Source organism: Pseudomonas sp. MPB03 (genome assembly GCF_046605385.1).
In the GTDB taxonomy this organism is placed as follows: Bacteria; Pseudomonadota; Gammaproteobacteria; order Pseudomonadales; family Pseudomonadaceae; genus Aquipseudomonas; species Aquipseudomonas zanjanensis.
The window spans coordinates 6,489,436-6,508,542 of the sequence record NZ_CP176770.1 but is presented as its reverse complement, the minus strand read 5'-3'; the positions used below and the strand labels follow the sequence as shown (position 1 = coordinate 6,508,542).

Genomic DNA, 19,107 nt, shown 5'->3' with positions numbered 1-19,107 from the left:
GACAGGGTTCAGGGAGTCGTTTGCGAAATGGGCCGGCATTTTAACAGGCTCAGAGAATTGTGCTGCTCTGTCCGACTTGTGACGCACACAGGATTGTCATTTGCCGCTTTTGTCACTTTCACGCAGGATGTGGAGCCAATTGGGTCCTGCGTAGCATTTCGAGCGGAAAAAACCACCGAAAAGCGCGTGTTTGAGAACCATTGGCATTGGTCATTGCCCATCGGCAGGTCATAATGCCCGGCGCCTACCACCTTGCAGAGTCTAGGGAGTCAGCTTGTCAACGCCTGTCGAACCCTTGCGTTTGCTGTTATTGGCCCAAGAGCCAGAGTGGGCAGCAATCTTGCGCGAGTGCCTGGTGCCCTTGGGGCCCTCGGTCGTGTTGATCAGCGCTCCAAGCTGGGAGTCAGTGTGCAGCCTGTTCGAAGACAATCGCAACGCGGTGTTGCTGACCGTTGCGGCGTTGCAACCGGCGCCGGGTCGTTGCAGCCTGCCAACCATCCTGTTGCTCGAGCACGAGCCGGCGGCTGCCCCCGACGGTGTCAGCGACTGGCTGGTGCGCGACGTGCTCGACAGTGCGACCCTGCGTCGTTGCCTGCGCCATGTGCGTGAACGCGGCGTGCTGGAAAACACCTTGCAGCGCCTCGCCGAACAGGACCCGCTGACAGGCATCGCCAATCGCCAGGGCTTCCAGACCTTGCTGGCGGCGCGCCTGGCGGAAAACGACGGCCGTGGCCTGGCGCTCGGTCACCTGGACCTGGACAACTTTCGCCACGCCAACGACGCCCTCGGCCACCAGGCCGGTGACCGCTTGATCCTGCAAGTGGTGTCGCGGCTCAAGAGTTCGCTCGAGGCCGGCGATCAATTGGCGCGATTGGGCAGTGATGAATTCGCCCTGTTGATCGACACCCGCCGCGCACCACAGCGAGCCGAGTGGATGGCCGAGCGTATTACCGAGGCCTTGGCCGAACCCTATTGGGTGGACGGTGAAAGCTTGCTGATCGGCTGTAGTCTGGGCGTCGCCCATGCCCGCGCCCAGGCCGGCGCCGATCCGCTGATGTGGCACGCCCACATCGCCATGCAACAGGCCAAGAGCACCCAGGGCTGCACCTTTCATATCTTCAACGAGCGCATCAATCGCAATGCCCGCAGCCTCGCCGACCTGGAAAGCGAACTGCGCCGGGCACTGCGCCGTGACGAGTTGGAACTGCATTACCAGCCCCGATTGAACCTCGATGGCGGCCACATCGTCGGTCTCGAAGCCCTGGTGCGCTGGCGTCACGGCGAGCGCGGCTTGCTGCCACCGAGTGAGTTCGTGCCGCTGGCCGAACAGAGCGGCCTGATCGTGCCGCTGGGCTACTGGGTGATTTCCCGGGCGCTGCGGGACATGCAGGCCCTGCGCGAGCGAGGGCTGGCGCCGTTGCACATGGCGGTCAACCTGTCGTTCCGGCAGTTCCAGGACAGCCAGTTGCTGCCAACGTTGAGCCGGCTGATTGCCGAGCGGGGTGTCGAGGCGCAATGGCTGGAATTCGAACTCACCGAAACCGCCGTCATGCGCCGCAGCGAACTGGTCAAGCAGACCATGGATGCCTTGGGCCGCCTGGGGGTGCGCTTCTCCCTGGACGACTTCGGCACCGGCTTCTCGTCGTTCGTGCACCTCAACAGCCTGCCGATCGCCTTGCTCAAGATCGACAAGAGCTTCGTCGGCGGCATGGAACAGCGCGAAGAGAACCGCAAACTGGTGCACGCCATGATCAACCTGGCCCACAACCTCAACCTGGAGGTGGTGGCCGAAGGTGTGGAAACCCAGGAACAACTGGACTTGCTACGCGGTTTCGGTTGCGACCAGGTGCAGGGTTTCCTGATCAGCAAGCCGTTGCCGTTGCCGGAGTTGGTTGAATATTTGACGTTCGAGGGTGATCAGCAGTCCACCCACGAAGTCGTGGTCTGACTCCTTTCCCTTGTGGGAGCGAGCTTGCTCGCGATAGCGGTGTATCAGTCAAAAATCGATGTGACTGACCTATCGCCATCGCGAGCAAGCTCGCTCCCACAGGGGGATGAGTTTCATTTGGCCTGGATCGCTTCGAAACTGGGCTGCCCAGGCTCATTGCGAATCATCCGTTTCATCTTCCATTCGAACGCCAGCGTCAGGCTCACGGCCGCACAGGCCAGCCCCAGGGCCAGGCCCCACCAGACACCGGTTGGCCCCCAGTTCAAGTGGAAAGCCATCCACCACGCCGACGGCGCACCGATCAGCCAATAGCAACCCAGGCCCACCAGGAAGGTGGTCTTGGCGTCCTTGAGTCCGCGAATGCAGCCCATGGCGATGGTTTGCGTGCCGTCGAACAGCTCGAACCACGCCGCCACCGCCAGCAGGCTCACCGCCAGGTTGATCACCTCGCGAAACGCCGGGTCGTCGTGGTCCAGAAACAAGCCGATCAATTGATGAGGCAACAACCAGAACACCATGGCGAACGCCAGCATCGCGGCTGCGCCGAAGCCGATCCCGACCCGCCCGGCCAGGCGCGCCATCAGCAGTTGCCCGGCGCCGTAGTGCTGGCCGATGCGCATGGTGATGGCGTAGGACATCCCGGCCGGCACCATGAACGCCACCGAGACGATTTGCAGGGCGATCTGGTGAGCCGCCAACGGTGTGCTGCCCATGGTGCCCATGCACAGCGCGGCGAACGCGAACAACCCGACCTCCACTGCGTACGTGCCGCCAATCGGCAGGCCCAGGCGCCACAGTTCCTTGAGGTATTGGCGGTTGGGCCGCGACAGCCCATCCAGCAGCGGATAGGCACGGTAGGCCGGGTGCCGATGGATGTGCCAGGCCAGCGTCAGGGCCATGCAATTGGCGACGATGGCCGTGACCAGGCCGATGCCCATCAAGCCGAGTTTCGGCAGGCCGAACATGCCGGTGATGAGCGCGTAGTTGAGCAGGAAGTTGGCCACCGTACCGCCGAGGCTGATCACCATTACGGGTGTGGCTCGGCCGATGGCGCTGGTAAAGCCGCGCAGGGCCATGAAGCTCAGGTAGCCGGGCAGGGCGAATGGCAGCGCCAGCAGGAACTGCCCGGCGGACAGTACGTTGGTTTCGGTCTGGCCGAACATCAGCAGCACCGGCTTGAGGTTCCACAGCAGCAACCCGGCCATCAGCGCCATCAACCAGGCCAGCCATAATCCGGCCTGGGTCAGCCGGGTAGCCCCCTCGATATCGCCTGCGCCCTGGCGAATCGCAACCAGGGTGCCCACCGCGGCGATCACACCGATGCAGAAGATCGACACGAACGAATAGGTGGCCGCCCCGAGCCCACCACCGGCGAGGGCTTCGGGGCTCAGGCGCGCCATCATCACGGTGTCGGTGAGCACCATCAGCATGTGCGCCAACTGCGAGGCAATCAACGGCCCCGCCAGCCGCAGGATGGCCCAGAGTTCGGTACGCACCGGATGCCGCATGATCATCACGCTCCCTGTTCAAAGAAGGCAGTAAAGCGACGATTCTCGGCGCTCTCGACGGATTGCACAAAAGGATAAAAAAGATCGCTGGCATGATTAAAACTCATGCTGGACGCGTTTCTGGTAGGGTTTGCAAACACCGCCATGGAGCTTTTGCGATGCCTCGTCGTCTTCCTCCGCTTTATGCGCTGCGGGCATTCGAAGCCGCGGCACGCTACAGCTCGTTCACCCGGGCCGCCGAAGAGCTGTCGATCACCCAGAGCGCCGTCAGCCGGCACATTCGTACCCTGGAAGATCACTTTGCCTGTCGGCTGTTCCAGCGCAGCGGTCGCAACTTGCAACTGACCGAAGCGGCGCGGCTCCTGCTGCCGGGCGTGCGCGAAGGTTTCATGGCGCTGGAGCGGGCCTGCCACACCTTGCACGGCGAAGACGGCATCCTGCGCATGAAAGCGCCTTCCACCCTGACCATGCGCTGGCTGTTGGCGCGCCTGAGCCGTTTCCGGCATCTGCAGCCCGGTAACGAGGTGCAACTGACCAGTGCCTGGATGGACATCGATTCGGTGGACTTCAACGTCGAGCCCTTCGATTGCGCCGTGTTGCTGGGCAACGGGCATTTTCCGGCGGACTGGGAGGCCAGTCTGCTGTTCCCCGAGGAGTTGATTCCGGTGGGCGCGCCGAACCTGTTGAACGATCAGCCCTGGGACGTGGCGCGGTTGGCCAGCGCCGAACTGCTGCACCCGACGCCGGATCGCCGGGACTGGCGCAACTGGTTGCAACGCATGGGCCTGGCCGACAAGGTTTCGCTCAAGGGTGGACAGGTGTTCGATACCCTGGAGCTGGGCATGATCGCAGCGGCACGCGGCTATGGTGTGTCCATGGGCGACCTGCTGATGGTGGCCGAGGACGTTGCCCAAGGGCGCCTGAGCCTGCCATGGCCGACGGCGGTTGCCAGTGGCGAGCACTATTACCTGGTCTGGCCGAAAACCCGGCCAGGGGGTGAGCGTTTGCGCCGGCTCAGCGACTTTCTCCAGGGCGAGGTCAAGGCCATGCAATTGCCCGATGTGCAGCGTCTGGGCTGAAACGTTGCAGTTGGCGTGCTAGCCACTTGGCATTAATCCGTCCAAACCGCTCAAGTATTTGGCTTTGCCGCCGAATCCGTGAAGATGGAACCCTCGTTCAGAAAGGGTCTACTTACACCTCACCCGAATAAAATGCCGAGCGTGCGACGTGATCAGGATGATCCGGTCTCTCGGCCAGGAGCCGTCATGTCTCAACCCCGCGCCCGGATCGCCTCGCAGCTAGGCCTTGCCCTTGCCGTGATACTGGCGGTCGTGATCTCCGGCAGTACCGTCTTCGCCTTGCGTTCCCTGGACACCGCCAACCTTGCTACCCGTGAAGAGCACTTGGCCAGCGAAGCGCGCCTGATGGCCGATCAGCTCAATACCTTCCACAGCACCTTGCGTGAGAGCACCCAGCGCTTGGCCGGTCTGTTCGAAAAGCGCTTCAGCGCGGGTTTGACCGTGCATCCAGACCAGCCGGTGACGGTGGCGGGCGTACAGACCCCGGGCTTGAACCTGGGTAGCGAAGTGTTGAACAACAACTTCAAGGAAGTGGATGACTTCAAAGCGATGACCGCCGGTGTGGCCACGGTATTCGTGCGCAGCGGCGACGATTTCATCCGGGTCAGCACCTCCGTCAGTAAACAGGACGGCACGCGGGCCATCGGCACTGTGCTCGACCGCGCCGGTCCAGCCTACGGTCCGGTGATCAGCGGGCAGAGCTACATCGGTCGAGCCCTGTTGTTCGGGCGCTTCTACATGTCGCAATACACGCCGGTACGTGACAGCAGCGGCAAGATCATCGCCGTGTTGTATGTAGGCTTCGATTACACCGACGCGCAGAACGCGCAGTTCGAAAACCTCAAGCGTTTCCGCATTGGCCAGACCGGCTCGCTGGCCTTGTTGGATGAGCAAAACAAATGGCTGGTGCCACCGGCAGGCGTACAGGCGCTGGATAATGCAACCGTGGCCATTACGGGCCTGATCAAAAAACCGGGCAAGGGTGCGTTCTGGACCGATACCGCCGAAGATTTCTACAGCGTTGCCGTGCCGTTCGAGGGCGGGCCGTGGGCGGTGGTGGCGAGCATGCCGAAAACCGAGATCCGCGCCGTGACCTGGAGCGTCGGTACGCAGTTGGCCATCGGCAGCCTGCTGGCGATGCTGTTGGCGGTCGGCTCGGCGATGTGGTTGTTGCGTAGCAAGCTGGCACCGCTGGGGGATCTGGTGCGCCAGGCCGAAGCATTGGGCGCTGGCGACCTGAGCGTGCGCCTGAACGTGTCGAGCCATGACGAAATCGGTCAGTTGGCCCGTGCCTTCAACCAGATGAGCCAGGCCCTGTCGACCATGGTCGAGCACATCCGCAAGGCCTCCCAGGAAGTCAACAGCCGCGCCCAGGCCCTGTCCGGGTTGTCCAGCGGGGCGTACGAGGGCATGGAGCAGCAGTCCGGCGAAATCACCAGTATGGCGGGCGCGGTGGAAGAGTTCAGTGCGACCTCCTTGAACATTGCCGACAACATGGGCAACACCGAGCGCCTGGCCCAGGAAAATGCCCAGCAAACCCGCATTGGCCGGACCTCGATGGATGAGGCGTCGTCGTCCCTGGAGCAAATTGCCGGCGCGCTGAACAGCACGGCCTCGGTCATCAATACCCTGGGCCAGCGTTCCCAGGAGATCGGCGGCATCGTCGGTGTCATCACCTCGATTGCCGAGCAGACCAACCTGCTGGCATTGAACGCCGCCATCGAGGCCGCCCGCGCTGGCGAGCAGGGCCGTGGTTTCGCCGTGGTGGCCGATGAAGTCCGCAGCCTGGCGTCCCGCACCCGCCAGGCCACTGACGAAATCTCCAGCATGATCAACAGCATCCAGCAGGAAACCGGCAATGCCATCAGCACCATGGAGCAGGGCAACCTGCTGATGCAGGAAGGCTTGTCGCGCAACGCCAACGTGGCCTCGGCCCTGGCGCGCATCGACGAGCAGAGTCGCTCGGCTGGCCAGCAATTCGCGGCGATCACCACCGCCACCCAAGAGCAAAGCAGCACCGCGACCCTGCTCAGCAGCAACCTGCAGAGCATCGCCATGGCCAACAGCGAACAGCGCCAAGTGGTCTCGAACCTGGCGCTCACCGCCAAGGAGCTGGAAAAACTGGCCCAGGACCTGCGCCAAGAGGTTGATCGGTTCCGCTGAGGCCTCTGCAACCAGTGCGAGCAGGCACCCCCGCGATTAATGTGGGAGCGAGCCTGCTCGCGAAGGCGGCTGTCCATAATCTCTACTCACTGACCCACCGCCTTCGCGAGCAGGCTCGCTCCCACAAGGGAGTTTACGGGTGATCCCTCTTCTTGCGCCTGCCTGGAATCAATGTGGGAGCGAGCTTGCTCGCGAAGGCGGCAGTCCAGTCACCCTCATCTCAACCTGACCCACCGCTATCGCGAGCAAGCCCGCTCCCACAAAAGCCCTCAATCCAGCGGTCCATCCTTTTTTAAGATTATTGCTGTTTTTTAGCTTGCTGAAACGTTTCTTCAAGTCTATAAAAACCGCACAACTCCAATAAAAGGTCGCGTCCATGACTCCGCTCAAACTGCTCGTTACCCTTGGCGCCTTGGGCGCTGCTTCCCATGCGATGGCTTGGGATTACGTCCTGCTGGATACCGATAAAGCCGCCCAACCCTGGCAAATCACCAGCCAGCAACTCGGCGTGAAGACCGACAAACCCTTTTCCGTGACGATGCGCACCCTGCACGGTGGTCGGCAGGAAGGTGTCAGCGTGGTCGACATCGACAACGGCACCCTGAAGCTTTCAGTGGTCCCGACCCGTGGCATGAATGTGCTGCAGGCATCGGTTGGCGACGTGCGCATGGGGTGGGATTCGCCCGTCAAGGAAGTGGTCAACCCGGCGTTCATCGAGCTCAACGGCCGCGGCGGCTTGGGTTGGCTTGAAGGCTTCAATGAGCTGGTCACCCGCTGCGGCTACGAATGGGTCGGCCATCCCGGCATGGACAACGGCGAGCTGCTGACCCTGCACGGTCGCGCCGCGAATATTCCGGCCAACAAGGTCACCTTGCACATCGATGAGAAACCGCCCTACGCCATTACCCTGCGGGGCGAGTTGAAGGAGCAGGCATTCAAGAAGGTCGATTTCTCGGTGCAGACCGAACTGGTCACCGAGCCCGGCAGCGTGACGTTCGCGCTCAACGACACGCTGACCAACAACGGCGATTACCCGAAGGAATACCAAGCGCTCTACCACAGCAATTTCAGCACGCCGTTCCTGGAGCAGGGCGCTCGTTTCGCGGCACCGGTCAAGCAGGTCTCGCCGTTCAACGACAAGGCCAAGGGCGACTTGTCCGATTGGCAAACCTACCGGGGCCCGACCAAGGATTACGACGAAACCGTTTATAACGTCGTGCCCTACGCCGACGCCAAGGGCGACACCCTCACGGTGCTGCACAACAAGGCCGGCAGTCTCGGGGTGTCGGTGGGCTTCAACACCAGCACGCTGCCCGTGTTCTCCCTGTGGAAAAACACGGATACCCAAGGCCAGGGCTACGTGACCGGGTTGGAGCCCGGTACCAGTTTTTCCTATAACCGCCGGTATCAGCGCCCCTTGGGCCTGGTGCCCACCATCGCGCCGAAAGAGCACAAGCAATTCCAGATCCACTACAGTCTGCTGGCAGACAAGGGCGCTGTGGATAAGGCGCTCAAGCGCATCGATACGATCCAGAACGGTCAAAAAACCGAGGTTCGGCAAACACCGTTGGTGGACCTGAGCAAACCATAAAGCGGTTCAAGCCGTAGCCGGCCGGTACTGCAACGCTTCGGCCAGGTGCTCGCGGCGAATGCTCCCCGCTTGCTCCAGGTCTGCCAGTGTCCGGGCGACCTTGAGCAGGCGGTGGGCGGCGCGCAGCGACAGCGTCAGCCGCTCGCAGGCGGTTTCCAGCCAGGTTTCGTCGGTTGTGGATAACTTGCAATGCCGGCGCAATCCCGGCAGATCGAGGAAGGCATTGGCACAGCCCTGGCGGTCGTGCTGGCGCTCCCGGGCTTCGGCGACGCGCTCGGCGACCGTGGCCGTATCGTCCCCGGGTTCGTGCTTGGGGTTCAAGGCCGTGGCTTCCCGGGCGACGGTCAGGTGCAGGTCGATGCGGTCCAGCAGCGGGCCGGAGAGTTTGTTGCGGTAGCGCTGCACCATGTCCGGTGTACAGGCGCAGCGGCCGCTGGGCTCGCCAAGATAGCCACAGGGGCAGGGATTCATCGCCGCCACCAACTGGAAGCGCGCCGGGAAGCGCACCCGGTCACGGGCGCGAGACACCACGATGTGTCCGGACTCCAGCGGTTCTCTCAAGACCTCCAACACCTTGCGGTCGAATTCCGGCAGCTCATCCAGAAACAGCACGCCATGGTGGGCGAGGGTGATCTCCCCTGGCTGCGGTTTTGACCCGCCACCGACCAGCGCCGGACCGGAAGCCGAGTGGTGTGGCTGGCGAAACGGACGTTGCGGCCAATGGCTCAACGGCACGCAACTGGCCACCGACTGAATGGCTGCGACCTCCAGGGCTTCGCTCTCGGCCAGTGGCGGCAGCAGCCCGGGCAAACGGCTCGCCAACAGGGTCTTGCCGGTGCCCGGTGGCCCGCTGAACAACAGGTTGTGAGCCCCTGCGGCGGCAATCAGCAACGCCCGCTTGGCCGCGGCCTGGCCTTGCACTTCATTCAGGTCGGGGTAGGGTTTGCTGGCCGAAAGCAGCCCATTGGAAACGAACGGCTCGACCGGCGTGTGACCGTTGAAGTGCGCCACCGCTTCCAGCAGATGGTCCACGGCGATCACCTTCAGCCCCGAGGCCAGGCAGGCTTCCTCGGCATTGGCCCGGGGCACCACCAGCATGCGCCCGGCCTTGCGCGCCGCCAGCGCCGCGGGCAATACCCCTCGCACTGGGCGCACTGCGCCAGACAAGGCCAGTTCCCCGAGGCATTCCACGTCGTCCAAGGTCAGGGTCGGTACCTGCACGCTGGCCGAGAGGATCCCCAGGGCGATGGCCAGGTCGAAGCGGCCGCCGTCTTTTGGCAGGTCCGCCGGCGCCAGGTTCAGGGTGATGCGACGCGCCGGAAAATTCAGCCCCGAGTTGATGATCGCGCTGCGCACCCGATCCTTGCTTTCCTTGACCGCCGCTTCCGGCAGGCCAACCATCGTCAGCGACGGCAAGCCATTGGCCAGGTGGACTTCAACGGTAACGGCAGGCGCCTCGACCCCTACTTGGGCGCGGCTGTGGACAATGGCAAGCGACATGAATCGTTCCTTGAGTGAATGGGGCGCCGCGTCCTGCGGCTCCTGAAGGTTAGTCGTGGGGATGAATTTGGCGCGGCAATTGATAGGGCAAATTTTGGCAGGATGTTGCGGGGTGCTGATCCAGTTTAAGTTTGGCTATAGGAGGTGGATGAGATGATGCCGTGGAGGTGGCAATTCTCTTCTACACTCTTGGCCTATAAAGGGAGGGGGTCGCATGAAGCTCTTGACTTGGCTGATAACAATTATTGTGCTGGTGGGGTGTGCAGGTCATAAGGGGACGGATTACCAGAATGCCAAAATGCATATGCTTTACATTGATGGGGATGGAAACCTCATTGATCCAAACCAGAAAACAATCATCGGTGAGCGAGGCGATCTAAAAAAACAAAAGAGGACGAGAAGGCCTATCTTGAGAATATTTTCCAGAATTACATGGCGCTCCAGAGCAAGGATAAGACATTAAGAATTACCTTGTTCATACACGGCGGTTTGAATAATTTTTCTACAGCAGTTGACCGTCCTGGAAGAATGGTCGACGACATGCTTGCTGATCATCAATACCCTATTTTTATTGCTTGGAACTCCGATTTTTGGCCTAACTATGGTGACCATCTATTTAGAATTCGAAAAGGGCTGAATAGGCCGGTGTTGGGTGCAATGACCTCTCCCGTTGTGTTGATCGAGGATTTAGGGCGGTCCTTGGTCAGGGTTCCATCATCGCTGTACAAGGAAATTTCAGACCCTGTCGCGGTTCTCAAAAGCGTCACTGTCGCTGATGAGAAGGATTACCAAAAGAGAGTCGATAAACTGGACGAGAAGGGATTTCAAATAAGCAATTCGCCGCCCCATGTCGGTGTGCGCAGTGATTACTACACCGTGTGGAATCCAGTCAAACTGGGGATGGCCCCCTTGGTCGACGGCTTTGGAACTGGGGCATGGGATGGAATGCTTCGTCGTACTGACCTGGTGTTGACTAAAAATATAGCGTTTGAGGGCGATTTAATCACCGAGCCAGATAGAGAGTTCAAGGGGCCGGTTCGCTACGCTGATACGGCCGTTACCGCACTGCTCCATCGTTTGGAAAAAAAGGGCAATCAACAAGGCTCTCCCTATCATGTTGAGGGGAGTGAGATAAACATCGTTGGCCATAGTATGGGGGCGATTGTCGCGGTTAATATCCTTGCCAGGCATCCGGATCTTAACGTGAATAACCTGGTGTTCATGGGGGCTGCCGCCCGGGTAAAAGAAGTCGAGAATGTCGTTGTGCCTTGGTTGGTAACAAGGCCTGAAGTGGACTTCTGGAATTTGAGCCTGGATCCGTACAGAGAGGTTGGTGAAAATTTCTTTTTTGATTTCATGCCCCGCGGGAGCCTCTTGAACTGGATTGATTACACGTTTGGCGAAGTCAATTCATTCAAGGATCGAACGGCTGGGTCTTGGTGGAACATGACTCGGTTGGCTGAAGATATTTTTCCGGATACCCAGGTTGTTGATGACGTGGCGTGTTACCGGCCACTGCGCAATAGGGTGCATTTAACTCGCTTTCCTATCGATAATCACGGCAAGTGGCCACAAAAACATGGGGAGTTTGCAGACTACAAATTCTGGCGGGAGGGCTATTGGATGGCTGAATCTGCGGTGAAGCTGGACAGGCCATAGAGGTTCACGGTTGTCCATGTGACAGAGCGCGGAGCGTTAAGTCGTTCCGCGCTAACCTTGTGCAACTCCCTTGGCACTCGGCTGCCAGTGTCTTCAGGTTGTGAACCTTTGCGCTTTCTTCACTATCACGGGAGCCCTACAAAAAAGCTCCGCCGGTGGGCAAATTGTCCGGGACCGGCCTGCTAGACTCGATTTTGCCCAGTCGGCACTTGGCGGTATCAACGGCACAGCGAGGAAGTGGCCATGAACGATCTGCTGGCTCTGTTAACCGACAAGCGCTTCATGCCTCACGGGCATTGCTACATGTGGCGTCCGGATTTGCTGTGGACCAATGTGATCGCCGACGGCTTGATCACCCTGTCCTACGTCACCATCCCTTTCACCCTCCTGTACTTCATCCACAAGCGCAAGGATGTGCCGTTCGATTGGATGCTGGCGGCTTTCGGCGTGTTTATCCTGGCCTGCGGGACCAGCCACGTGTTGGAGATCCTGACCATCTGGCAGCCCTATTACTGGCTGTCGGCGCTGGTCAAGGTGATCACTGCGATCGCCTCGGTGATTACCGCCATCCTGCTGGTCCGGTTGGTGCCGGCGGCCCTGAAGATTCCCAGCCCACAGCAACTGGCCAAGGTCAACGACGAGTTGCGCGAGGCGCAGGCCGAACTGGTGACCACTGCGCGCCGGGCCGGCATGGCGGAGATCGCCACCAATGTGCTGCACAACGTGGGCAATGTGCTCAACAGTGTCAATGTGTCAGCCCAGGTCCTCTACGATAAGGTGCACACCTCCAAGGGGCCTGCGGTGGCCAAGGTCGCCCAGTTGATGAAGGACCATCCCGATGACCTCGGCGACTTCATCAGCACTGATCCGAAAGGGCGCGCGCTACCCGACTATCTCGACAAGCTGGCCGACGCGCTGGCCGTCGAGCAGCAAGGCATGATCGCCGAGCTGGCCCAATTGACCCGTCGAATCGACCACATCAAGGAAATCGTCGCCACCCAGCAGTCCTACGCTGGTAATGCCAGTGTCTTGGAGCCGGGCTCGCTGCGGGAGTTGGTCGAGGATGTCGTGCGCATTTGCGATGTGTCCATGGCCCGCCACCACATCACGCTGATCAAGGAATTCAGCGATACCCCGCAAATGCCGCTGGATAAGCACCGAGTGCTGCAGATCCTGGTCAATCTGATCAACAACGCCAAGCAGGCGCTGGACGCGGGTACGAACCGGCCGCCGCAGATCGTCCTGCGCCTGAAGATCGTTGACGAGGGGCGCGTGCGGGTCGAGATCGAGGACAACGGCGAGGGGATCGCGCAGGACAATCTGGCGCGGGTGTTCGAGCACGGCTTCACCACGCGTGTCGACGGCCATGGTTTTGGCCTGCACAGCTGCATCCTGGCTGCGCACGAGATGGGCGGCGATCTGACCGTGCAGAGCGCCGGGCCGGGCAGGGGCGCGCTGTTTATCCTGGAGCTGCCGCTGGCACTGAGCCCGGCCCCGTCTCAACATGTTGCGAGGGGTTGAGTGGCCTGCAGGGGCTGCTTATTCCTGTGCCGGAGCCAGTCGCGCTTCCAGCTCCGCGACCTTGGCCTCCAGGCTTTCGAGCCGCGCCCGGGTCCGGGCCAGTACGACCATCTGGCTGTCGAATTCTTCCCGGCTGACCAGGTCCAGCTTACTGAAGCCGCTTTGCAGCAGGGCCTTGAACTGGCTTTCGATTTCGCTTTTGGGCAGCGGCGTGTCACCACTCAAGAGGCGGGAGGCGTGGCCGCTCAGGGCGTCGAGGAGGTCTTTGGGCGCAAGCATGTGCAGGTGTCCTGGAAACGATGGCGGGCAGTGTACCACGCAGTGTCTATAGTCAATTCGCAAGCCAGGGATGCACGCTTTTCGCGCATTGCGCCGGGCGTTGCTGCACTGTTGTTGTGCGTAACGTTGCGGTTCATGACGCAGTGCACGTCAAGCAGGTGGCCAAGAGATTGAAATCAGAGGGTTTGGGTGCAGATGGCAAGGTTTCTGCTTAGAGGCTGATGACCCATGCACTGATGCAGTCGCTGTGACGAATGCAGTGCAGCAGGCGGAACGGGGAGTTTCGTCAGGATCGGTTAACTGGCACCTGTCGGGCAACTTGGGCCGACGACGCGTTACAAAGCCAGGCACTGCGCTTAGACTTGAGTCGGGTTTGTTTTCCTGGGGCAAGTCCACCAATTCGGGAGAAAGTTTCATGAAGCTAGTCACTGCCATCATCAAGCCGTTCAAGTTGGACGACGTGCGCGAGTCGTTGTCCGAGATCGGCGTGCAGGGCATTACCGTTACTGAGGTCAAGGGCTTCGGTCGGCAGAAGGGCCACACCGAGCTGTATCGCGGCGCGGAATACGTGGTCGATTTCCTGCCCAAGGTGAAGATCGATGTCGCCATTGACGACAAGGATCTTGACCGGGTGATCGAGGCAATCACCAAGGCCGCCAACACCGGCAAGATCGGTGACGGGAAGATCTTTGTGGTCAATCTGGAACAGGCTATCCGCATCCGTACCGGCGAAACCGATACCGACGCCATCTAAGCCGCCAAACCCAACGCCCCAGGAGAAAACAATATGACTCTGCGTAAATTCGCAGGGCTAGGAGCCCTGTTGTCCTTCGCAATGCCTGGCCTGGCCATGGCAGAAGAAGCGGCAGCCCCTGTCCTGAACTCCGGCGACACCGCCTGGATGCTCACGGCCACGATTCTTGTACTGTTCATGACCATTCCCGGCCTGGCACTGTTCTACGGTGGTATGGTCCGGTCGAAAAACCTTCTTTCCGTGATGATGCAGTGCTTTGCCATTACCGGTCTGATCAGCGTCCTGTGGGTCATCTATGGCTACAGCATCGCGTTCGACACCACCGGCATGGAGCAGGGCGTCGTCAATTTCAACTCCTTCGTCGGTGGCCTGGGCAAGGCGTTCCTGGCGGGCGTCACGCCGGCGAGCATCACCGGTCCGGCGGCGCTGTTCCCTGAAGCGGTGTTCATTACCTTCCAGATGACCTTCGCCATCATCACCCCGGCCCTGATCGTCGGCGCATTTGCCGAGCGGATGAAGTTCTCCGCCATGCTGATCTTCATGGGCGTGTGGTTCACCCTGGTGTATGCACCGATTGCGCACATGGTCTGGTCCGGCAACGGCGGCCTGATGTGGGACTGGGGCGTGCTGGACTTCGCTGGCGGCACCGTGGTGCACATCAACGCCGGTATCGCAGGTCTGGTGGCGTGCCTGGTATTGGGCAAGCGCAAAGGCTTCCCGACCACCCCAATGGCGCCGCACAACCTGGGTTATACCCTGATGGGCGCGGCCATGCTGTGGGTCGGTTGGTTCGGCTTCAACGCCGGTTCCGCTGTCGCCGCCAACGGCACCGCCGGCATGGCGATGCTGGTGACCCAGATCGCGACCGCTGCGGCGGCGCTGGGCTGGATGTTTGCCGAGTGGATCACCCACGGCAAGCCAAGCGCGCTGGGCATTGCCTCGGGCGTGGTCGCCGGTCTGGTTGCAATTACCCCGGCTGCCGGCACCGTGGGCCCGATGGGCGCCCTGGTCATCGGCTTGGCGGCGGGCGTGGTGTGCTTCTTCTGCGCTACCACCCTCAAGCGCAAGCTCGGTTATGACGATTCCCTGGACGCCTTTGGCGTACACGGCATCGGCGGTATCCTCGGCGCGATCCTGACCGGTGTGTTCGCCGCTCCGGCACTGGGTGGCTTCGGCACCGTGACCGACATCGGCGCGCAAGTGTGGATTCAATTCAAAGGCGTGGGTTTCACGGTGGTCTACACCGGGATCGTCACCTTCATCATCCTCAAGGTGCTGGATGCCGTCATGGGTCTGCGTGTCACCGAGGAAGAAGAAGCCGTGGGCCTGGACCTGGCCCAGCACAACGAGCGTGGCTATAACCTGTAAATACGCGCCCTAAAAAATGCCCGGTTCGCCGGGCATTTTTTTGCCTGGAATTTGTCATTGCTCACAGGATGCGGCGGTTTTTCCGACGCCTTTTGTTGTGGATGCGACATGGGTTTTTATACCGCCAAAGGCTTACATCGAAGCAAGAATATTAGGGCCTTTGTTTTTTCCCAGAGCGCGCTAGAATGCGCGCCGAACGTGCGGAGATCTGTATGTGGCAACAGACGCTGATAACCCTGCGGGCAAGGCCCCGGGGCTTTCATCTGGTGACGGACGAGTTGCTGGCCGGCCTGCCTGAACTCAAGGCGTGTCGTGTTGGTCTGTTGCATCTGTGGCTGCAGCATACCTCGGCCTCGTTGACCATCAACGAGAACGCCGATCCGGCGGTACGTCGAGACTTCGAACGATTTTTCAATCGGCTGATCCCACAAGGAGCCGCCGGTTATGAGCACAACGACGAAGGCCTGGACGACCTCCCGGCGCACTTCAAGGCCAGCGTGCTCGGTTGCCAGCTCAGCCTGCCGGTTACGGCAGGAAGGCTGGCGTTGGGAACCTGGCAAGGTGTTTATCTGGGCGAGCACCGTGATCACGGCGGTGCTCGTAAAGTCCTCGCCACCTTGTACGGTGAAGAGGCATAACCGCTGATTGCCGGCGGATGTTGAATTTTTTCTGGCAGCCTTCGAACAGATGGCGAAGCTGGGCTATAACTAATCTGCTTTTCGCAAGTCATGAGGTAGAACATGAGCGACGATGATCTGGAAAACGACGACCTCGAAGTAGGCGACGAAGACGAGACCGAAGAAGGCCTTGAAGTGGCGGCGGAAGACGTTGCCGAAGACGATGGCGCCGACGTTCCGGCTCCTACCGCCAAAGGCAAGGCCAAGGCAGCGGTATCGGTCGACGAATTGCCGAGCGTAGAGGCCAAGAACAAGGAGCGTGATGCGCTCGCCAAGGCCATGGAGGAATTCCTGGCCAGGGGCGGTAAAGTGCAGGAAGTGGAGGCCAACGTGGTCGCTGATCCGCCCAAGAAGCCAGACAACAAGTACGGCAGCCGCCCTATCTGAGTGTCTGCTTCTTGCTTGCTGAAAAAGCCCGCCGTCGCTGCGGGCTTTTTCATGGGGGCGATTCCATTCCCTGGCCTGGCGCGGTCCCTGTGGGAGCGAGCTTGCTCGCGATAGCGGTTTGTCTGTTGGCATTGATGTTGGATGTGCCGCCGTCTTCGCGAGCAAGCTCGCTCCCACAGGGATTTGTGCCTGGCGCAGCGCCTCAGGGCACAGCAGAACCAGGGTGGGAGCGAGCTTGCTCGCGATAGCGGTTTGTCTGTTGGCATTGATGTTGGGTGTGCCGCCGCCTTCGCGAGCAAGCTCGCTCCCACATAGGGGTTTGGGGAGCTGCGAAGCAGGGGTTCAGGGCTGGCTATGCCACCCTGCCAATAACCCCGGCAGTTCGGTCAGGCTGCGGATTTGCGCGTCTGGCGCGTGATCGGCACTCCAGGGCTTGCCCGCCGGGTTGAACCACACCGCGCGCAGGCCGGCCTGTTGGGCGCCGGCGATGTCGTCGCCGGGGTGATCGCCAACGTGTACGGCGGTGCGTGCCGTGGCGCCGCCGCGTTGCAAGGCTTCGTGGAACAGCCGGGCGTCGGGCTTGGCGATGCCGATGTCTTCGGCGCACAGGGCGAACTTGAAATAGTCCGCCAGCCCCAGGCGGCGTACGTCGGCGTTGCCATTGGTGACCACGCCGAGGGCGAAATGATTGGCCAGGATTTCCAGGGTGGGCTGCACCTCGGGAAAAATGTCCAGTTGATGGCGGGCATGCAGGAACGTCTCGAAGGCCTGGTCCGCCAGTTCAGAGGCTTGCCACTGGTCGTAGCCGGCCTCCTGCAAGGCACGGAACAGCACCCGCCGGCGCAACGCACTGATGCGATGCTTCAGGTTGGGTTCTTCGCGCAACACTTGCTCGCGAATCGAAAAAAGATGCTCCACCGGCAGCCCGCCCAGGTTCGGGGCGTTGTCGGTCAGCCATTGGCGGAGTACGGCTTCGGCGCTGGCGATCACCGGGGCGGTGTCCCACAAGGTGTCGTCCAGGTCGAAAGTGATGAGCTCGATGGTCATGATTCGTCGCCCTTGATGCGTTTGGCCCTGGGGTGGGCACTGTCATAGACCGTTGCCAGGTGCTGGAAGTCCAAATGGGTATAGATCTGTGTGGTCTTGATGTCCGAGTGACCCAGCAGCTCTTGCACAGCGCGCAGGTCCTGGGAGGATTCCAACAGGTGGCTGGCGAAGGAATGCCTGAGCATGTGCGGGTGCAGGTTCTGCCCCAGCTCGCGTTCGCCGGCGGCCTTGACCCGCAACTGGATCGCCCGCGGGCCGAGGCGCCGACCGCGTTGGCTGACGAATACCGCATCGTCGGCAGGGTTGGCCAGTGCTCGCAGGGGCAGCCACTGCTCCAGGGCTTCCCGGGCCTTGCGGCCGACGGGCAGCAGGCGCGTCTTGCTGCCCTTGCCGAGCACCTGGACCATGCCGTCGGCCAGGTCCAGCTGATCCAGGTTGAGCCCCGTCAGCTCTGAAAGCCGCAGGCCGGAAGAATAGAACAGCTCGAGAATCGCCTGGTCGCGTCGGGCCAGGAAATCATCCTCGACGGCGCCTTCAAGCAATTGCAGGGCGCGGTCGGTGTCGAGTGTCTTCGGCAGTCGACGTTCGCCCTTGGGCGGCGCCAGGCCAGTGGCCGGATCGTGATCGCACAGGCCTTCGCGATTGAGGTAGTGGTACAGGCCACGCACCGCCGATAACAGGCGCGCCAGGCTGCGGGAGGATTGGCCTTGTTGATGCAAGCGGGCGATCAGGCTGCGCAAGCGCTGGATGTCCAGGGCCGACCAACTGCCGATATTCTGCTTCTGGCACCAGCCCAGCACTTTTTCCAGGTCGCGGCGATAGGCCGATAACGTGTGGGGCGACACCTGGCGCTCACTGCGCAGGTGTTCGCAGTAGGCGTCCAGTTGCCGTTCCATCATCAGCGTACCGGGCGCAGCGAGCCGGCGACCCTTGGCAGCACCCGGCCGGTAACTTCGGCGATGTAGCTCAGGAACAGCGTGCCCACCGAACTCTTGTAGTGCTGCGGATCGCGGCTGGCGATGGCCAGCACGCCGTGCACGCCCTGGTGGGCGATGGCGACGACGGCAGTGGAGCCGATCTGCTTGCGTTGTTCTTCGCCAAACAGGAAATCCAGCTCATGCTCGCGCAGGCTGCCGCTGACGCTTTTGTCTTCCGTGAGCAGGCCGCCAATGGCCGTCTGCGCTTCGGCGTGGGTCACCCAGCGGCCCACCGGCATGGCGTTGTCGCCGAACAGGATCAGGCTGACGAAGGGCACCTGGAAATCCTGGCGCAGGCTGTCTTCGACGCTCATGACCAGGTCTTCGAGGGTGCTGGCGTCCATCAGGGCCAGGATCAGCCGACGGGTCTTGTCGAAGAGCCGGTCGTTGTCCCGGGCCACGTCCATCAGGTGCGAAAGCCGATGGCGCATTTCGATGTTGCGCTCGCGCAGGATTTTCATCTGGTGTTCCACCAGCGACACGGTATCGCCGCGCCGGTGGGGGATGCGCATCGTCGCAAGCAGTTCTTCATGCTCGACGAAGAAGTCCGGATGGGCCTCCAGGTAAGCAGCCACGGCCGCGGTTTCTGGAAGACTGGGGGATTCGTCGGGCTGTGGGGCTGGAACCTGTGGCTGATCGGTCATGGGTT

16 protein-coding genes and 1 pseudogene are annotated in these 19,107 nt (G+C 61.3%); 11 read left to right on the top strand and 6 right to left on the bottom strand.

The window, feature by feature from the left end; all coding sequences use genetic code 11:
• Positions 1–274 precede the first annotated feature (274 nt).
• Positions 275–1,948: a putative bifunctional diguanylate cyclase/phosphodiesterase gene (locus ACLH0I_RS28530; protein ID WP_411385940.1), complete on the top strand. Its 1,674-nt coding sequence runs from the start codon at positions 275–277 to the stop codon at positions 1,946–1,948.
• A 113-nt stretch (positions 1,949–2,061) separates the two neighbouring features.
• On the opposite strand, the gene ACLH0I_RS28525 is transcribed toward ACLH0I_RS28530, so the two are convergent.
• The gene (locus tag ACLH0I_RS28525) at positions 2,062–3,456 is read right to left on the bottom strand and encodes a NorM family multidrug efflux MATE transporter (protein ID WP_411387568.1); all 1,395 of its coding nucleotides are present in this window, start codon (positions 3,454–3,456) and stop codon (positions 2,062–2,064) included.
• A 158-nt stretch (positions 3,457–3,614) separates the two neighbouring features.
• Here ACLH0I_RS28525 and ACLH0I_RS28520 point away from each other — a divergent pair, with 158 nt between their 5' ends.
• From ACLH0I_RS28520 to ACLH0I_RS28505, 4 genes and pseudogenes are all read left to right on the top strand, one after another.
• Positions 3,615–4,535, top strand: a complete 921-nt coding sequence (locus ACLH0I_RS28520) for a LysR substrate-binding domain-containing protein (protein WP_411385939.1) — start codon at positions 3,615–3,617, stop codon at positions 4,533–4,535.
• A gap of 84 nt (positions 4,536–4,619) precedes the next feature.
• Positions 4,620–5,795, top strand: a pseudogene (locus tag ACLH0I_RS28515) (Cache 3/Cache 2 fusion domain-containing protein); the annotation flags it as partial.
• 42 nt (positions 5,796–5,837) lie between these two features.
• On the top strand, positions 5,838–6,698 hold the full coding sequence (locus tag ACLH0I_RS28510; RefSeq protein ID WP_408003329.1) for a methyl-accepting chemotaxis protein: 861 nt from the start codon (positions 5,838–5,840) through the stop codon (positions 6,696–6,698).
• Between the two features lie 376 nt (positions 6,699–7,074).
• Positions 7,075–8,289, top strand: coding sequence for an aldose 1-epimerase family protein (locus ACLH0I_RS28505; RefSeq protein ID WP_411385938.1), 1,215 nt, complete (start codon positions 7,075–7,077; stop codon positions 8,287–8,289).
• A gap of 6 nt (positions 8,290–8,295) precedes the next feature.
• Here ACLH0I_RS28505 and ACLH0I_RS28500 read toward each other — a convergent pair whose 3' ends face one another.
• Positions 8,296–9,789: a YifB family Mg chelatase-like AAA ATPase gene (locus ACLH0I_RS28500; protein WP_411385937.1), complete on the bottom strand. Its 1,494-nt coding sequence runs from the start codon at positions 9,787–9,789 to the stop codon at positions 8,296–8,298.
• Positions 9,790–10,221: 432 nt separating this feature from the next.
• Here ACLH0I_RS28500 and ACLH0I_RS28495 point away from each other — a divergent pair, with 432 nt between their 5' ends.
• Both ACLH0I_RS28495 and ACLH0I_RS28490 read left to right on the top strand, forming a co-directional pair.
• Complete coding sequence (locus ACLH0I_RS28495; RefSeq protein WP_411385936.1) at positions 10,222–11,448, top strand: hypothetical protein; 1,227 nt, start codon at positions 10,222–10,224, stop codon at positions 11,446–11,448.
• 243 nt (positions 11,449–11,691) lie between these two features.
• Positions 11,692–12,969, top strand: a complete 1,278-nt coding sequence (locus tag ACLH0I_RS28490; protein ID WP_411385935.1) for a sensor histidine kinase — start codon at positions 11,692–11,694, stop codon at positions 12,967–12,969.
• An 18-nt stretch (positions 12,970–12,987) separates the two neighbouring features.
• Here ACLH0I_RS28490 and ACLH0I_RS28485 read toward each other — a convergent pair whose 3' ends face one another.
• Positions 12,988–13,248 carry an accessory factor UbiK family protein gene (locus ACLH0I_RS28485; RefSeq protein ID WP_053126510.1) on the bottom strand — a complete coding sequence of 87 codons (261 nt, stop codon included), beginning with the start codon at positions 13,246–13,248 and terminating at the stop codon, positions 12,988–12,990.
• Between the two features lie 415 nt (positions 13,249–13,663).
• On the opposite strand from ACLH0I_RS28485, the gene glnK reads away from it, so the two are divergent.
• From glnK to sutA, 4 genes are all read left to right on the top strand, one after another.
• A complete protein-coding gene (gene glnK, locus ACLH0I_RS28480; protein ID WP_002555808.1) occupies positions 13,664–14,002 on the top strand; it encodes a P-II family nitrogen regulator in 339 nt (112 codons plus the stop codon).
• A gap of 33 nt (positions 14,003–14,035) precedes the next feature.
• Positions 14,036–15,370: an ammonium transporter gene (locus ACLH0I_RS28475; protein WP_186706865.1), complete on the top strand. Its 1,335-nt coding sequence runs from the start codon at positions 14,036–14,038 to the stop codon at positions 15,368–15,370.
• A 212-nt stretch (positions 15,371–15,582) separates the two neighbouring features.
• Entirely contained in the window at positions 15,583–16,008 is a 426-nt protein-coding gene (locus tag ACLH0I_RS28470) for a secondary thiamine-phosphate synthase enzyme YjbQ (RefSeq protein WP_186706864.1), read from the top strand.
• Positions 16,009–16,110: 102 nt separating this feature from the next.
• Entirely contained in the window at positions 16,111–16,434 is a 324-nt protein-coding gene (gene sutA / locus ACLH0I_RS28465; RefSeq protein WP_072406034.1) for a transcriptional regulator SutA, read from the top strand.
• Between the two features lie 342 nt (positions 16,435–16,776).
• Here the strand turns inward: sutA and ACLH0I_RS28460 are convergent, their stop codons facing one another.
• The 3 genes from ACLH0I_RS28460 to ACLH0I_RS28450 are packed head-to-tail and all read right to left on the bottom strand — an operon-like array spanning position 16,777 to position 19,102.
• Positions 16,777–17,481 (bottom strand): HAD family hydrolase, encoded by a 705-nt coding sequence (locus ACLH0I_RS28460; protein ID WP_250964773.1) that lies wholly within the window; start codon positions 17,479–17,481, stop codon positions 16,777–16,779.
• The gene (gene xerC, locus ACLH0I_RS28455) at positions 17,478–18,377 is read right to left on the bottom strand and encodes a tyrosine recombinase XerC (protein WP_186706862.1); all 900 of its coding nucleotides are present in this window, start codon (positions 18,375–18,377) and stop codon (positions 17,478–17,480) included. The genes ACLH0I_RS28460 and xerC overlap by 4 nt, the downstream gene beginning before the upstream one ends.
• 2 nt (positions 18,378–18,379) lie before the next feature.
• Positions 18,380–19,102 carry a DUF484 family protein gene (locus ACLH0I_RS28450; protein ID WP_053126501.1) on the bottom strand — a complete coding sequence of 241 codons (723 nt, stop codon included), beginning with the start codon at positions 19,100–19,102 and terminating at the stop codon, positions 18,380–18,382.
• Positions 19,103–19,107 lie beyond the last annotated feature (5 nt).

Excerpts from the sequence above, each read along its gene's own strand:
- ACLH0I_RS28450 (WP_053126501.1), bottom strand. The coding sequence starts at position 19,102 with ATGACCGATCAGCCACAGGTTCCAGCCCCACAGCCCGACGAATCCCCC.
- ACLH0I_RS28485 (WP_053126510.1), bottom strand. The coding sequence starts at position 13,248 with ATGCTTGCGCCCAAAGACCTCCTCGACGCCCTGAGCGGCCACGCCTCC.
- ACLH0I_RS28470 (WP_186706864.1), top strand. The coding sequence starts at position 15,583 with ATGTGGCAACAGACGCTGATAACCCTGCGGGCAAGGCCCCGGGGCTTT.
- ACLH0I_RS28505 (WP_411385938.1), top strand. The coding sequence starts at position 7,075 with ATGACTCCGCTCAAACTGCTCGTTACCCTTGGCGCCTTGGGCGCTGCT.
- ACLH0I_RS28510 (WP_408003329.1), top strand. The coding sequence starts at position 5,838 with ATGAGCCAGGCCCTGTCGACCATGGTCGAGCACATCCGCAAGGCCTCC.
- ACLH0I_RS28475 (WP_186706865.1), top strand. The coding sequence starts at position 14,036 with ATGACTCTGCGTAAATTCGCAGGGCTAGGAGCCCTGTTGTCCTTCGCA.
- glnK (WP_002555808.1), top strand. The coding sequence starts at position 13,664 with ATGAAGCTAGTCACTGCCATCATCAAGCCGTTCAAGTTGGACGACGTG.
- sutA (WP_072406034.1), top strand. The coding sequence starts at position 16,111 with ATGAGCGACGATGATCTGGAAAACGACGACCTCGAAGTAGGCGACGAA.
- xerC (WP_186706862.1), bottom strand. The coding sequence starts at position 18,377 with ATGGAACGGCAACTGGACGCCTACTGCGAACACCTGCGCAGTGAGCGC.
- ACLH0I_RS28520 (WP_411385939.1), top strand. The coding sequence starts at position 3,615 with ATGCCTCGTCGTCTTCCTCCGCTTTATGCGCTGCGGGCATTCGAAGCC.
- ACLH0I_RS28495 (WP_411385936.1), top strand. The coding sequence starts at position 10,222 with ATGGCGCTCCAGAGCAAGGATAAGACATTAAGAATTACCTTGTTCATA.
- ACLH0I_RS28500 (WP_411385937.1), bottom strand. The coding sequence starts at position 9,789 with ATGTCGCTTGCCATTGTCCACAGCCGCGCCCAAGTAGGGGTCGAGGCG.
- ACLH0I_RS28525 (WP_411387568.1), bottom strand. The coding sequence starts at position 3,456 with ATGCGGCATCCGGTGCGTACCGAACTCTGGGCCATCCTGCGGCTGGCG.
- ACLH0I_RS28460 (WP_250964773.1), bottom strand. The coding sequence starts at position 17,481 with ATGACCATCGAGCTCATCACTTTCGACCTGGACGACACCTTGTGGGAC.
- ACLH0I_RS28490 (WP_411385935.1), top strand. The coding sequence starts at position 11,692 with ATGAACGATCTGCTGGCTCTGTTAACCGACAAGCGCTTCATGCCTCAC.